Source organism: Haloparvum alkalitolerans, from assembly GCF_050122995.1.
GTDB classification, from domain to species: Archaea; Halobacteriota; Halobacteria; order Halobacteriales; family Haloferacaceae; genus Haloparvum; species Haloparvum alkalitolerans.
Genome location: NZ_JBNLIA010000001.1, coordinates 179,562 through 193,370, shown reverse-complemented (window position 1 = coordinate 193,370; position 13,809 = coordinate 179,562). Strand labels below are relative to the sequence as shown.

Sequence of the window (13,809 nt, the reverse complement as noted above, 5' to 3'; positions counted from 1 at the left end):
AGGGGACCACGAATAAGAGCCGACCCTACGATGTTTGGGTTCCGTCGCTCTCCAGGTAGGCGGCGACGAGCTTTCGCTGTGCGTGCCGGAGGTGCTCGTGAAACGTCGGCGCCGCGATGTCGAGCAGGTCCGCGACCTCCTCGGCGGTCGACACGCGGGGCCACTCGAAGAAGCCGGCGTGATGGGAGGTCTCGACAGCCTCCCGCTGGCGTGCGGTCAGCGACTCGTCGAGCCCCTCCCGGAACCGCAGCCCCGAGACGCCGACCGGTTCGCCCTCCCGCTGGGCGCGGAGTGAGACCCGGCCGCCGTACGCCTCGTCGATCCGGTCGATGAGGCCCCGAGCGCTCGTCCCGGTCGGCAGGGCCACGGTCGCCGACCCGCGACCCGACTCGGCGGTCCCCCCCGTGAGCGTGCCGCCGTAGTCGGCGACGAGGGCCGCCAGTGAGCGGTCGTCCACGCGGACCCGCACGACGCCCTCGTCGCCGCGCTCCGCAACCGGCGTGACCGCGACGCCCGCTTCGGCGGCGTGGGACCGGAGGTCTCCGACGCGGTCGGCCGGGACTCGGAGGAACTCGACGAGCCCGCCGTCCCTCTCGACGACCCCGTCCAGCCGCACGGCGGCGTCGATCGCCGCAGAGGCGTCCACGTACGTCGCTCCCGGGGCCTCGAGCGCGAGCTCGACTTCGGTGACTGCGTCGGTGAGTAGCGCGTGACGCCGCTCCGCGGCGCTGATCGCGTACCCGATGGTCTCGCCGAGCTCTCGGAGCACGGAGCGCTCGCGGTCGTCGAAGGCGCCCGGTCGCGGTGCGTACACGCAGAGAACGCCGTACGTGCGACCGCGGTACCTGAGCGGGATCCCCGCGGCGGAGTGGTGGCCGTGTTCGACGGCCTCAGCGGGTCGCGCCGCGTTCTCCGCGTCGGCGGTCATCCGATCGACGACCTTCACCTCGCCGTCGCGCATGGCCGCCGCGGCGGTCGCCCACTCCGAGGGCGCGTCCGCTCGTTCCACGAGGTACTCCCCTCCCTCGCCGGCGTGCGAGCGCGGGACGACGCCGTTCCCGCCGTGGTCGAACTCGCCGATCCAGACGAACCGGTACGGCTCGGCGTCGGCCAGTCGCTCGCAGACTGCGGTCTCGATGCCTTCGCGCGTCTCGGTCCGGACGAGCGCCTCGTTCACCTCGCGGATCACCGCGTTGATGTGGTTGAGCGTCTCGAGGCGGTCGGCCTGCCGTTCCAGCACGCGCTCGCGACGGCGCCGCTCGGTGATGTCCCGACCGGTCCCGGCGATCACGGTTCGGTCGTCGCCCGTCTCCAGTACCGCCCCGGTGAACTCGTAGGGGATCCGCTCGCCGTCCGCGGTCAGCAGATCGGCCGTTGCCTGCGTCCGGCCGGCCTCGACCGTCCGACCGATCGCTGTCGCGATGCGGTCGCGGTCCTCCGGTGCGATGAACGACGTCGGCTCCATCGTGGCGATCTCGTCCGGGTCGTAGCCCGTCACCGCGACCAGTCTGTCGTTCCACGACAGCATCGTGCCGTCCGGCTCGTAGACGTAGAGCAGGTCCGACAGCCGGTCGGCCACCGCCGGAAGGAACTCGTCGAACGCGGTCGACGCGCCGTTCTCGAACGCCGTCGTCGATCCCTCGCCCCGCGGCACGGCGGCCGTGTCCGCCTCTCCCGTGTCGGTGCCGGGTGCGTCGGCGAGGGCGTCGAACGCAGCTGCGACCTCGTCCGCCGCGTCACGAAGAGCGGCCGCGGGAGGGCCGTCGGCCGCGTCCGAGGACCCGCCGCTCGGGAGCCGGGTCGCGTGCGACGCGCCGGCCGCGAGCGTCGCGCCCACCTCGCCCGGGTCCTCGTGGAGTGCGACGACCGGGAGGTCGGGGGCGCGGTCGCGAACCGCGCGCACGCCCGCCCGGCCCGCGGCGGGCGCTACGAGAGCGCCGACGACCTCGGTCGACGCGGTCCCGGTCGACACGGCCGCGGCCACAGCGCCCGACAGTTCCGGGCGTCCGGGCCCTTCACTCGGGCCGCCCACCGACTCGACGCGGTACCCGTGTCGTGTCCGAAGACCCTCGTGAATTAGCCGGGTGCGCTCGCTCGCGCCGACGGCGAGCAGCGTCTGCCGCGTGTCCATCGGTCGACAGGTATTCCCCCAGCGACATAACAGTCGCTGGTCCGCGTCTGCGGGACGACGCGAAAATGAGGATCCGAGAGTCAGCCCACCAGCTCGTCGACGTTCGCGTGGTCCGCCAGCAGGTCGGCCATCGTCTCCACGGTGCGTTCGTCCCGAGTGCGGCCGCCCCGGACGATCGACTCCACACGCCCGATGGTCGTCGCGGTGTCGGCGTTGACCGCGAGGACGGGGACCCCCGCCTCTGCGGCCTTGCCGAGCACCGCACCGGAGGGTCGCTGGCCGCCGGTGAGCACCAGACACCGGACGCCGGAGGCGTCGAGCGCCGCGGTCTGGACGTCCGCGCGGTCCCCGCCCGTGATCACGGCGGCGTCGCGGGCGCGTCGGAAGTGGCGCAGCGCCTCCTCCCCGCTCATCGCGCCGACGAGGAAGCGCTCGACGAAGCCGTCGGTCGGGGCGTCGGTGAGCACCTCGGCGCCGAGCTCGTCCGCGAGGTCGCCGACCGTCACGCCGGCCAGTTCGCGGACGCGGGGGAGGACGCCCAGCACGGGGACGCCCCGCCCCTCGAGGAACGGGACGGCGTCCGCCTCCAGCCCGTCGAAGGCGGCGTCGGCGACGCGGTTGAACACGACGCCCGCGAGGCGGTCGCCCAGCGCGTCCGCCGCCGCCAGCACCTCGTCGAGGTCCCCCGGCTCGTCGTAGTCGGTCACGAGCACGACGCGCGCGTCGAGCAGTTCGGCCACGTCGGCGTCGGTGAGGTCGACGACGCCGCCGGTGGTCCACCGGCCGCCCCCCTCGACGAACATCGCGTCCGCGTCGGCCGCGAGGGCGTCGAACGATTCGCGGACGCGGTCGCGGAGCGCGCCGGGGTCCTCGGTACCCCGCACCGCGCCCTCCACGAACGTCGGCGAGTAGACGACCGGCTCCATCTCGTGGACCTCGGCGTCGAGGTCGAGCACCTCGCGCGCGAGCATCGGGTCGCGGTCGAGCGTCTTGCCGACGCTCGACTGAAGGCGGGTGCCCTTCGGTTTCATGTAGCCGACCGTCGCGCCGCGGTCGCTCGCCAGCCGAGCGAGCGCGAGCGTGATGGCCGTCTTGCCGGTGCCGTCGCCGGTCGAGGTGACGAGGGTCGTGTCAGTCATTGTCGGGGAGTTCCGCGGGGTCGACGGTAAGTCTAACGTCGACGGCGGCGACGCCGCGGTCGCCGTCGTCCGGACCGGTCGCTCCGTCCGCACCGCCGTCGGTCGGTTCGCCCTCAGCGGCGGCGCTCGCGTCGCCGGCCGCGTCGCCGCCCGCGTCGGCCGCAGGGAGCGCTACGAGGGGGTTCACGTCCAGTTCAACGATCGCCGGGAAGTCGGTGACGAGCTGGGAGAGGCGACCGATCGTCTCCACGACGCCGTCGACGTCCACCGGCTCGCGGCCGCGAGCACCGCGCAACAGGGGCGCCGACTGCACCTCCTCGGTCATCGTTCGGGCTTCCCGGTCCGAGACCGGCGCGACACGGAAGGTGGTGTCCTCCATCACCTCCACGAAGATGCCGCCGAGTCCGAACATCAGCAGGGGCCCGAACTGCGGGTCGCGGTTCATCCCGACGATGGTCTCGACGCCGTCCTCGAGGTCGACCATCTCCTGGACCTGCACACCGAGGATGGTCGCGTCCGGCTGGTAGTTCCGCGCTCTGGTGATCAGCGTCTCGTAGGTCTCCGCGGCGTCGGCCGCGCTCACGCCGACCGCCACGCCGCCGATGTCGGACTTGTGGAGGATGTCCGGCGAGACGATCTTCATGACCGCGTCGCCGTCGATCTCCTCGGCGACCATCTCCGCGTCCTCCGGGGAGTCGACGATCTCGCCGTCGGGCGTCGGGATGCCGTACGCGTCCAGCAGGTCCATCGCCTCGACGCCGAGGCGGTTGTCGTCCCGCTCCCGGACGCGCTGGAGGACCGAGAGCGCGCGCTCGCGGTCCACGTCGTAGGTCGTCGGCTCCGCGTACTCGCGCTCGCTGATCTCCCGGTAGCGGACGAGCGCGTCGAGGCTCCGGACCGCTCTGGCCGGGTCGAAGTAGCACGGGACGCCGACCTCCTGGAGGCGACGTTTGGGCTCGCGGGTGCGGTCGCCGCCCATCAGGCAGGCCGCGACCGGGACCGCGGCGTCGGCCTGTAGCTCCGCGAGGCTCTCCGCGAGGTCGTCGAAGGAGAGCACCGCGGTCGGCGCGGACAGCACCAGCGCGGCGCCGACGTTCTCGTCGTCGAGGACGATCTCGATCGCCTCGCGGAAGCGGTCGAGGTCCGCGTCGCCGATCACGTCGACCGGGTTGTGGACGTTCGCCTCCTCGGGCATCGCCTCGCGGAGGCGCTCGGTCGTCTTCGCGGAGAAGGAGGCCATCTCCAGCTCGGCGTCGCCGACCGCGTCCGTCGCCATCACGCCGGGGCCGCCGGCGTTGGTGATCACCGCGACTCGGTCGGTCTCGGGCAGCGGCTGGCTGCCGAGGATCCCGGCGGCGTCGAACAGTTCCTCGGTCGACTCCGCGCGGAGGACGCCCGCCTGGTCGAGGCCGGCCTCGTAGGCCTTCTCGGAGCCCGCGAGCGTCCCGGTGTGCGAGGAGGCGGCCTGCGCGCCCGCGCTCGTCCGGCCGGACTTGACCAGCACGACCGGCGTGTCCGCGGTCGCCTCGCGCGCGGCGTCGATGAACGCGCGGCCGTCCTCGATCCCCTCGAGGTAGCCGATGATCACGTCCGTCTCCTCGTCGTCGCCCCAGTGCTCGACGAAGTCCGTCTCGTCGAGGACCGCCTTGTTGCCCAGCGAGACCACGTCCTTGAAGCCGATCCCCTGGTCGTTGGCCCAGTCCAGCACCGCGGTGATGAACGCGCCCGACTGGCTCATGAAGGAGAGGCCGCCGGGGAGGGCGTTCTCCGGTCCGAAGGTGGCGTTCATTCCCGACGGCGTGGACATGACCCCCAGCGAGTTCGGCCCGACGACGTTGAGGTCGTACTCGTCGGCCAACTCCGCGAGTCGGCTCTCGCGGGCGGCTCCCTCGCCGCCGGTCTCGCCGAAGCCGGCGGTGATGACGACCACGTCCGTCACGCCGGCCTCGCCGCAGGCCTCCACCGCGTCGAGGACGATCGTCGGCGGGACGACGACCACGGCCAGGTCCGCGTCGGCGTCGGCCACCTCGGGCACGCACGGTTCGCCCAGCACCGCGTCGTAGTTCGGGTTGACCGGGACCGTCTCGCCGTCGAAGTCGGCGAGCAGGTTCTCGGTGATCGCGCGACCGATCGACCCCTCTCGGGGGGTCGCGCCCACCACCGCCACCCGGTCGGGCGTGAACAGGTCTGTGAGCGTTCCCATCGGTCGACGTTCGTCGGGCGGCGGTTTAAACCCGGTGTCACGGAGATCTATCGCTGATACACCCACGATCGATCAGTATTAATGCGAGGTTAGGGTGGAGATGTGGATCGATACTCCAGAGGCGGCGTGGTCCGAGGTGGGCGGTGTCTCGTTCCGCTCAGTGTGAGTGCACGACGGAGACCTCGATCGACTGCACAGCGTCGGGTTTTCTGTCTGCAAGCGACCTGCTGTGCTTGCCGTCACCAGTCAGAAGTCCCTCGACCGCTCGCTCTACGCTTTTTCCGGATCAGTCGAGCATCCTGCTGTGCTTGGTGCCAACACCCAGAAAGCCCTCGACCGCGGCCGGCCTCGCCCTTTCAGTCCGCCAGGGCCTAGCTCGTGGAGTTGGTCGTCGTAGCCGGTTGCTCGGTGATTTGCCACACCGGCTGTCGCCTTGAGCGTGGCCTCACGCCTCCCCAGCCTCAGCCGACCGCGGCCTCCGCGGTGCTCCGGCCGCGGTCGGGCTTCCCTCGCGCGCGTCAAGTCGCGCGCGCCAAGTGTAGGACAGCCGGCGAAGCGACGCGCCGCAACCGGCGAAGTTGGGCTGCACTCACGGCGGGAGTTCTTCGGGAGCCGCAAAAAACGTTCATCCACCGGCGGTGCGGTCGCAGTGCTGTGGCGGGGGTGTGCGGTCGGCGCGCGCCGCCGCGACCGCGCGAGGTCGCCAGCGCGCTACTGCACGCTGGCTGCTCGAAAATCTCCGATTTTCGGTGGAGGCCGCGGGCCGGGCGCACTGCGGTGCGTTGCGGTTCTGCGCCCGGCCCGTGGCCGAGGCTGGGGAGGCGTGAGGCTGCTGTGCGGTGCGGTCGCGGTGGGACTGAAAGGGGCAGCCGGCTCGATCCGGCCCCGGCACCGTAAGCACCGCAGCGAGCTGTGCGGGGAGCGAGGAGCGCAGCGCGTGTCGCGGCCGGTCGAGCCGGCTGGGGCTTTCTGGGCGTTACTGTCCAGATCAGCAGGAACAGCGGAGACAGATCCAGATCAGTAGTAGCGAGGGTTGTCTCGACCGTCCAACCGCATCCATCGCGATCAGCACCGCCAGTCGCGGTCGGTGTCGTTCAAACGCTCGCACCCGTCCTCGGTCACGACGACCAGGTCCTCGATGCGGACGCCAAACTCGTCGGGCAGGTAGATCCCGGGCTCGACGGAGAGCACCATCCCGGGCTCCAGCTCGCGCTCGTTGCCGGCCACCGCGTACGGTTCCTCGTGAACGTCGAGGCCGACGCCGTGGCCGGTTCGGTGGACGAACGCATCGCCGTAGCCCGCTGCCTCGATGACCTCGCGGGCAGCCGCGTCGACCGCCTCGGCGGGGACGCCCGGGCCGACGGCCGCGACGCCGGCCTGCTGGGCCTCGCGAACGACCTCGTGGACCTCGCGGTATCTCGCCGGGGGCTCGCCGTCGAAGACGAGCGTCCGGGTCTGGTCGGAGGGGTAGCCGTCGACGCGCGTACCGAAGTCGAGGACGATCGGCTCGCCGGCGCGGATCTCGCGGTCGCCGTGGCCGTGGTGCGGCTTGGCGCCGTTCGGTCCCGAGCCGACGATCGTCTCGAAGGAGGTGCCGCTCCCGCCCCGCTCGGTGAGCCGGTCCTCGATGAACGCCGAAAGCTCCGCCTCCGTCATCCCGACCGCGTCCGGGCCGAGGTCCCGAAGGTCGCCGACGACGGCGTCCGCGACCGCGGCCGCGCGGCGCATGGCGTCCAGCTCGGCCGCGTCCTTCCGGACCCGCAGCTCCGAGAGCACCTCGCTGGCGAGGCCGAACGACGCCGCGGGCGCCGCCGCGCGGAGGTCCTGCGTGAACGTCGCCCACATCGTGTCGTCGACGAGCAGGTGGCCGCCCCGAACGCCACAGTCCGCGAGCAGGTCGCGGACGCCCGCGACCGGGTCCTCCCCGTCGCTCCACGTGCGGATCTCCGCGACCGCGGTCTCCTCGCGCAGTTGCGTCTCGTAGAGATCGGGAGCGAAAAACGCCGCGTCGCCGTCGGCGGGCACCAGGAAGAGCAGATGGCGCTCGTCCGGCGACTCCGCGAAGCCGGTGAGGTACTGGAGGTTCCGACTCGGGAAGAGCACCAGCGCGTCGCCCGCGCCCGCCCGAAGCGCGCGCTGCGTCCCCTCGACGCGTCGGCGTCGGAGTTCCGCCTCGGTCCCGTGGTCGTCCGCGTCCGTCTCGCTCATGGGTCGTCGCTGTGGCGGCCGGCGCTTAGCTCCGACGGTACGGTGCGGCGCCGGAGGGTTCTGGACGCTGCCGGACGGTAGAGCGGCGGTTTCGAACCATCGAACCGGCCGTGAATCCCCGGTTCGTGACCGGTAGGCAGTCATTACCCAAGTGAGTGGCGCACGTTGTCACGTCCATGAGCACCGACGCGCCGGCGTTCGACTGTCTCGCCTGCGGAACGCGCGCCAGCACGGAGCGGGTCGAGTACGACGCGCTCGGCTACGCGGTCTGTCCCGTCTGCGGTCGCTCGACCGCGCCAGCCTCGGCACCGGTGCGGACACCGTCGAGTGACGACCGTGACGCGGGGCTTCCGACCGCCGACGGCGCCTTCGAGTGGGGCGAGACACGCTGATCGGAACGCCGAGGCCGTCGGCGCCTCCGACGGCGGACCGCGCCCTTTTACTCGCCCGCGGGCGGACCGCCGGACATGGACTGGAGCGTCAGCCGCGACCGGGACGGCGTGACCGAGTGGGAACGAGGCGACGGGCTCGCGACGGTACGGGTCCGCGAGAAGGGCGGAGCGAGCGGATGGGTCGTCCGGATCGACGTGCTCGAACAGGCGGCTGACGGTCCCGACTACCGCCGGGAGTCGGTGGCCGACGAGGACGACGCCGCGGATCTCGCCGAGGAGTGGCGCGAGGCGTTCGCCGACCCGGCGTGACCGGCGACGCTCCCGAGCGTGACCGGCGGCGCTCTCGAAGTCGTCGTCGGTGTGAGCGCCGGCGACGGTCGCGAACTACTGCAACCGCTCCGTTCGCTCGACGAGCGGATGGCGTGCGTAGTCGACGATCTCCACGTCCGATAGGTCGTCGAGCCCCTCCTTCTCGGCGGTTTTGGCCATGCCGAGGTCGACCGGGTCGTCGAGGACGATAACGTACGCGTCCATCTCCTCGATGTCCAGTTCCGCGGCCGCCATCACGCGGTGGTGGCCGTCCGCGAGGTAGAGCGTGCCGCCGTTGTCGATGACGACCAGCGGCTCCGCGAGCCCCCGCTCGAGCTCGTACTGCCGCCCCTCAAGCTCGTCGGCGTAGACGCGTCCCTGCGTCGGCGTGAGCGCGGACAGGCGGACGGTCCGCCGGTTCTGGTCGAGGGAGACGTCGTGGATCTGCTCGAGCGTCCGCATCAGCTTGCCGACCTTCCCGGGCGTCGCGCGCTCGATCTGCGACCGGATCACGTCCGTGTTCGAGATGATCCCCACGAGGTTGCCCGCGTCGTCGACGACCGGGAGCTTCTGGATACCCGACCGCAGGATGACGCGCGCCGCGTCCGTCACCGCCATCGCCGGATGCGCGACCACGAGGTCGTCGCTCATCACGGTGAAGATCTGCGCGTCCGGGTCGGCCAACAGCAGGTCGCGGGCGCTGACGAACCCCTCCACCTGCCGCCCTTCCGTGACGGGGAAGCCGTTGTGGCCGTCGCTGTCGACGATCCGCTCGGAGACCGTGGCCACGGTGTCGTCCGGCGCGACCGTCTGCACGTCCCGCGTCATGTACTCGCTGACGGTCGGCTTGCCGCTCATAAGCGACCCGTACGCCACGGCTGCGTAAAAAGGCGTCCTCGTCGCCGCCGCGTGTGCGGACGGGCTCTCGACCGCCGTCCTGGGTGGAGTCCCGACCGCCGCCCCCGGCCCGACGTCGATCGGCGCTACGTGACAAGAACTATCTCGCCGGCCGCCCGTCCCTCTTCCATGCCGAAGTTCTCCGACCGCGTCGAGCGGATCTCGATCAGCGGGATCCGCGAGGTGTTCGAGGCAGCCGGCGAGGACGCGATCAACCTCGGGCTGGGTCAGCCCGACTTCCCGACTCCCGACCACGCGCGCGAGGCCGCCGTCGAGGCGATCCGCGCCGGGGAGACGGACGCCTACACCGGCAACAAAGGGATCCTCCCGCTCCGAGAGGCCATCGCCGCCAAACACGAGCGGGACCAGGGGATCGACGTCGACCCCGACGACGTGATCGCCACCGCGGGCGGCAGCGAGGCGCTCCACATCGCGCTGGAGGCGCACGCCGACCCCGGCGACGAGGTGATCATCCCCGACCCCGGCTTCGTCTCCTACGACGCGCTGACGAAACTGACCGGCGCCGAACCGGTCCCCGTCCCGCTCCGGGACGACCTCACGCTCGACCCCGCGGCCGTCGAGGAGGCGATCACCGACGACACCGTCGCCTTCATCCTCAACTCGCCGGGGAACCCCACCGGCGCCGTCTCGCCGCCCGAGGACATCAGGGATTTCGCACGTATCGCCCGCGAGCACGACATCCTCTGTGTCTCCGACGAGGTGTACGAGTACACCGTCTTCGACGGCGAACACCGCTCGCCCGCGGAGTTCGACGACGGCGGCAACACCGTGATCGTCAACTCTTCCTCGAAGCTCTACTCGATGACCGGCTGGCGGCTCGGCTGGGTGACGGGGGCCTCCGAGCGCGTCGAGCGCATGCTCCGCGTCCACCAGTACGTGCAGGCGTGCGCGTCCGCGCCCGCGCAGTTCGCCGCGGAGGCGGCGCTGACCGGCGACCAGTCCATCGTCGCGGAGATGACCGAGTCCTTCGAGCGCCGGCGCGACCTGCTCGTCTCGGGACTGGAGGCGGTCGGCATCCACGTCCCCACGCCGCGGGGCGCCTTCTACGCCATGCCGGAGGTGCCGGAGGGATTCGTCGACGAGTGCATCGAGCGCGGCGTCGTCATCGTTCCCGGCGAGGCCTTCGGCGAACACGGCGAGGGGTACGCGCGCATCTCCTACGCGACGGACGAGGAGGAGCTCCGCGAGGCCATCGACATCATGCAGGACGCCTACGAGGCCGTCACCGCACAGGCGTAGCGCGCCGGCCTACTGGAACATCCCCCGCGTCGACACCTGTTGGCCCTCCTCGGCCGCCTGCTGGAGCTGTTGCATCAGCGCCTCGCGCTGCTCGACGATCTCCTCGGCCTCCTCGACCAGCCGATCGGTGTCGATCGACACGCCCGCGATCGGCTCGATCCCCGCGTCGATCAGTTTCTGTGCGCCCTGCGGGTCGGGGAACCGCGGGTCCGACTCCACCAGCAGCCCCACGGCGTCCACGTCGCGCTCCTTCGCCTCCTGAAGGAACGCCCCGCCCGGCCCCTGCACCATGCCCGTCTGTGCCGGCGGCGGCACCTCCGCGTCGTCCAGGAGCCCCTCCGCCTCGCCGGTGGCGATGCCGTGCACGTCCGGCACCGCTCCCGGTTCCCGTTCCTCCGCGACCCCCGCGAGGTAGATCGGCGTCGCGGCGTTCTCGATGACCCAGTCGGTGAACGCCTCCACCAGTACGTCGGCCTGCACCGCCTCGATGGGGACCGCACTCTGTAACACGACGAGATCCGCCTCGGGCGCCGCGAACAGCCGCATCGGCGACTTCACCGCGCGCTCGTCGTTCTCGAACACCGCCACCGGCGGAAGCCCCTCGTTGGTTATCTCGCCGTACTCGACCATGTCCAGTTCCTCCACCACGTGGTCGGCGGCGATCTTGCCCACCAGGCCGACGCCGGGCAGGCCCTCGACGAGCGTCGGCGACTCCAGTTCCACGTCGTCGCGCGTCCGGATCTCGACCATGCCCGAGGTCACGAGCGCCGGTGAAAAAGGCGTTCGGGCCGGCGGGCCGGTCCGCGCCGCGTCCGGAGCCTCCGTCCGTCTACCGCCCGGATCAGTCCCCGTGCCGCCCGTGTTCCACCTTCAGACACCGGTCCTGCACGACCGCGATCCCCGCGGCCTCGGCGCGCGCGGCCGCCTCGTCGTCGCGAATGCCGAGCTGCAGCCAGAGGCCGTTCACGTCGCCCGCGGCGTCCCGCCGCGCGAGCGCGTCGTCGACGATCCCCGACACCTCATCGCTCGGCCGGAACACGTCCACAACGTCGACGTGGACCCCCTCCGGCACCTCCGTCAGTCGGTCGTAGGCCGGCTCCCCGAGCACCTCGTCGGCGAAGGGGTTCACCGGCACGATCCGGTAGCCGTGCTCCTGCAGGTACCGCGGCACGTCGTGGGCGGCCTTGCCCGCAGTCGTCGAACAGCCCACGACCGCGATCGTGTCGGCCGCGAGCATGTCGCGTATCGTCGCCTCGCTCGCGGTCCCCGCGTCGCCGGCACCGTCGGCGCCGGTTCTCCCGCTATCGGTGCCGCCGCTGTGCTCCGAGTTCTCGTCTCCCATAGCGCCGGATACGCGGCGCGGCGACAAAAAGCTACGACTGGGCCAACCGGACGGTCGGCTCCCCGTCCTCCTGGGTCTCGACGATGCCGTCGAACAGCTGTTTGAGCGTGTTCATCGTCTGGTCGTCGTGGGCGGTCGAGTCGATGCAGAACAGCCCCAACCCGTCGACGCTCTGGATACGGCCGGTGAACACGTGCAGGAACCGGAAGACGGTCTGCAGGTCCGCGTACATCAGCAGCGTCGACAGCGAGTGGACCATGATCCGGTTGCGCTCGATCCCCTGGTTGCGGTAGAACGCCTCGAGGAACTCCGAGAGCTTGATCCCGATCCCGGTCATGTCGACCGGCGAGGAGGCGTACTTGATGCGGTCGTCGTCGCGGACGTCGCTGACTCCCTGCTGGCGCGTGACGCAGTCGACGACCGCGACGGGTTTGCCCTCGTAGCTCACGCGCTTGGCGTAATCCTTGAGGATCCGGTCGGCGGAGTCCTTCGTGGTCACGACGATGGCGGCGTCTCCCCCCTCGGTGCCCTCGGCGAGCAGGTCGAGCGCGAGGCTGCGCTTGCCCGTCAGCGGAGGACCGGTCAGGAGCAGGTTCGTCCCCGGTTCGACCTCCGCGTCGAGGCGCGGACGGAGGTCATACATGTAGGGGCCTCGCCGTCGGACCCGCGGCCTGTCGAGGCACGGTCGAAGGACGCACCATCCTACCGGGAGTCATCAACTGATGTGAACATGCTCTGTGCGGATAATATTCTTTTTGATCGCCCTGTCCGAGACCCGCGGTTACAGCAGTACGACGACCCGCCCGGCGATAAACCCAACGACCGCGATCAGCATGCCCGCTTTCAACTCTCGCTGTGCCGTCCCCGGCGCCGAGAACGACCGCGCGGTCGCACGGAGCATCACCGCGTCCGCGGGCACGACGAACGCCAGATAGACAGCCCCGAACGTCCCGTTCAGGAAGGGGATCACGCTCGCGGCGACCGCGACCGCCATCGCGACCGCCCCCGCCCACAGCGCCCGTCGCTCGCCGATCGCGATCGGGAGCGTGTTGAGCCCCTCCTCGCGGTCGCCGGCCACGTCCTCGACGTCCTTGACGATCTCCCGGGTGAGCGTGGCGATCCCCGCCAGCACGAACAGCACCCACGCCCCGAGCGGCGCGCCGACCGCGGCCCCGCCGAACAGGAACGTCGACCCGGTGAGGAAGCCGACGACGAGGTTGCCGACCCCCGGCAGCCCCTTGAACAGCTTCGTGTACGCCACGAGCAGCAGGAGGTTGAACACCGCGATCGCGATCGCCGTGACCGGGAGGACCGCGGTCGTCGCGACCGCGCCCGCAAACAGCGCGCCGGAGAACCACAGCGCCTCTCGCGCCGACACCGCGCCCCGCGGAATGGGCCTGTCCGGCCGGTTCACCGCGTCGATCTCGCGGTCGAAGTAGTCGTTAACCGCGTTGCCCGCCCCCGTCGCGAACCCCGTCGCGAGCACCGCGGCCGCGACCGCGACCGCGTCCGCGACCGTCGCCCCCGCCACGAACGCGCCCGTGAACGTGAGCACGCCCGCCGCGACCGCGTTCCCCGGCCGGGTCAGCTCGAGGAACCCCCGAGCCCGACTGCGCCACGACATGCACGCCCATGTCCGGCCCGGCGAGTTAAAGGGCGTGGACTCACGAACCCCGATGGCGGAGATCGCGGGAGTTAAAAGGTCGTACGGAGTAGGGACGCGCGTCGGGCGCTTAGCTCAGCCTGGACAGAGTACTTGGCTTCGGACCAAGCTGCCGCGGGTTCAAATCCTGCAGCGCCCATTCGTTTTTCGAATGGATCACATTCGCAAGACGGCGGTACATCGTTTATAAATGAGCCGTCGTGCGCGCGCTTGATTTCATTCGATTATCGAACGGGCCCGCTGCTGTCCTGCGATTCGTCAGTAT

At 71.0% G+C, this 13,809-nt stretch carries 12 protein-coding genes and 1 tRNA gene; 4 read left to right on the top strand and 9 right to left on the bottom strand.

Annotated features, from left to right (window positions below; all coding sequences use genetic code 11):
- Positions 1-25: 25 nt before the first annotated feature.
- From ACQE3L_RS00885 to ACQE3L_RS00870, 4 genes are all read right to left on the bottom strand, one after another.
- The gene (locus tag ACQE3L_RS00885) at positions 26-2,131 is read right to left on the bottom strand and encodes a bacterio-opsin activator domain-containing protein (RefSeq protein ID WP_426961919.1); all 2,106 of its coding nucleotides are present in this window, start codon (positions 2,129-2,131) and stop codon (positions 26-28) included.
- An 80-nt stretch (positions 2,132-2,211) separates the two neighbouring features.
- The gene (locus ACQE3L_RS00880; protein WP_426961918.1) at positions 2,212-3,270 is read right to left on the bottom strand and encodes a phosphotransacetylase family protein; all 1,059 of its coding nucleotides are present in this window, start codon (positions 3,268-3,270) and stop codon (positions 2,212-2,214) included.
- Positions 3,263-5,473, bottom strand: coding sequence for an acetate--CoA ligase family protein (locus ACQE3L_RS00875; RefSeq protein ID WP_426961917.1), 2,211 nt, complete (start codon positions 5,471-5,473; stop codon positions 3,263-3,265). The genes ACQE3L_RS00880 and ACQE3L_RS00875 overlap by 8 nt, the downstream gene beginning before the upstream one ends.
- 1,065 nt (positions 5,474-6,538) lie before the next feature.
- Complete coding sequence (locus ACQE3L_RS00870; RefSeq protein ID WP_426961916.1) at positions 6,539-7,681, bottom strand: aminopeptidase P family protein; 1,143 nt, start codon at positions 7,679-7,681, stop codon at positions 6,539-6,541.
- Positions 7,682-7,857: 176 nt separating this feature from the next.
- On the opposite strand from ACQE3L_RS00870, the gene ACQE3L_RS00865 reads away from it, so the two are divergent.
- Positions 7,858-8,073 carry a hypothetical protein gene (locus ACQE3L_RS00865; protein ID WP_426961915.1) on the top strand — a complete coding sequence of 72 codons (216 nt, stop codon included), beginning with the start codon at positions 7,858-7,860 and terminating at the stop codon, positions 8,071-8,073.
- Positions 8,074-8,148: 75 nt separating this feature from the next.
- Positions 8,149-8,382: a DUF7543 family protein gene (locus tag ACQE3L_RS00860; protein WP_426961914.1), complete on the top strand. Its 234-nt coding sequence runs from the start codon at positions 8,149-8,151 to the stop codon at positions 8,380-8,382.
- A gap of 75 nt (positions 8,383-8,457) precedes the next feature.
- Here ACQE3L_RS00860 and ACQE3L_RS00855 read toward each other — a convergent pair whose 3' ends face one another.
- Positions 8,458-9,240 carry a CBS domain-containing protein gene (locus ACQE3L_RS00855; protein ID WP_426961913.1) on the bottom strand — a complete coding sequence of 261 codons (783 nt, stop codon included), beginning with the start codon at positions 9,238-9,240 and terminating at the stop codon, positions 8,458-8,460.
- Between the two features lie 168 nt (positions 9,241-9,408).
- Here ACQE3L_RS00855 and ACQE3L_RS00850 point away from each other — a divergent pair, with 168 nt between their 5' ends.
- Entirely contained in the window at positions 9,409-10,539 is a 1,131-nt protein-coding gene (locus ACQE3L_RS00850; protein ID WP_426961912.1) for a pyridoxal phosphate-dependent aminotransferase, read from the top strand.
- 9 nt (positions 10,540-10,548) lie between these two features.
- On the opposite strand, the gene ACQE3L_RS00845 is transcribed toward ACQE3L_RS00850, so the two are convergent.
- The 4 genes from ACQE3L_RS00845 to ACQE3L_RS00830 all read right to left on the bottom strand — a co-directional run bounded on the left by ACQE3L_RS00845 (position 10,549) and on the right by ACQE3L_RS00830 (position 13,505).
- Complete coding sequence (locus ACQE3L_RS00845; RefSeq protein WP_426961911.1) at positions 10,549-11,289, bottom strand: proteasome assembly chaperone family protein; 741 nt, start codon at positions 11,287-11,289, stop codon at positions 10,549-10,551.
- Between the two features lie 91 nt (positions 11,290-11,380).
- Complete coding sequence (locus tag ACQE3L_RS00840) at positions 11,381-11,776, bottom strand: CoA-binding protein (protein WP_426962105.1); 396 nt, start codon at positions 11,774-11,776, stop codon at positions 11,381-11,383.
- A gap of 136 nt (positions 11,777-11,912) precedes the next feature.
- Positions 11,913-12,524: an RAD55 family ATPase gene (locus tag ACQE3L_RS00835; protein ID WP_426961910.1), complete on the bottom strand. Its 612-nt coding sequence runs from the start codon at positions 12,522-12,524 to the stop codon at positions 11,913-11,915.
- Between the two features lie 138 nt (positions 12,525-12,662).
- Positions 12,663-13,505: a geranylgeranylglycerol-phosphate geranylgeranyltransferase gene (locus ACQE3L_RS00830; protein ID WP_426961909.1), complete on the bottom strand. Its 843-nt coding sequence runs from the start codon at positions 13,503-13,505 to the stop codon at positions 12,663-12,665.
- 103 nt (positions 13,506-13,608) lie between these two features.
- On the opposite strand from ACQE3L_RS00830, the gene ACQE3L_RS00825 reads away from it, so the two are divergent.
- Positions 13,609-13,683: transfer RNA gene (locus tag ACQE3L_RS00825), tRNA-Arg, on the top strand.
- Positions 13,684-13,809 lie beyond the last annotated feature (126 nt).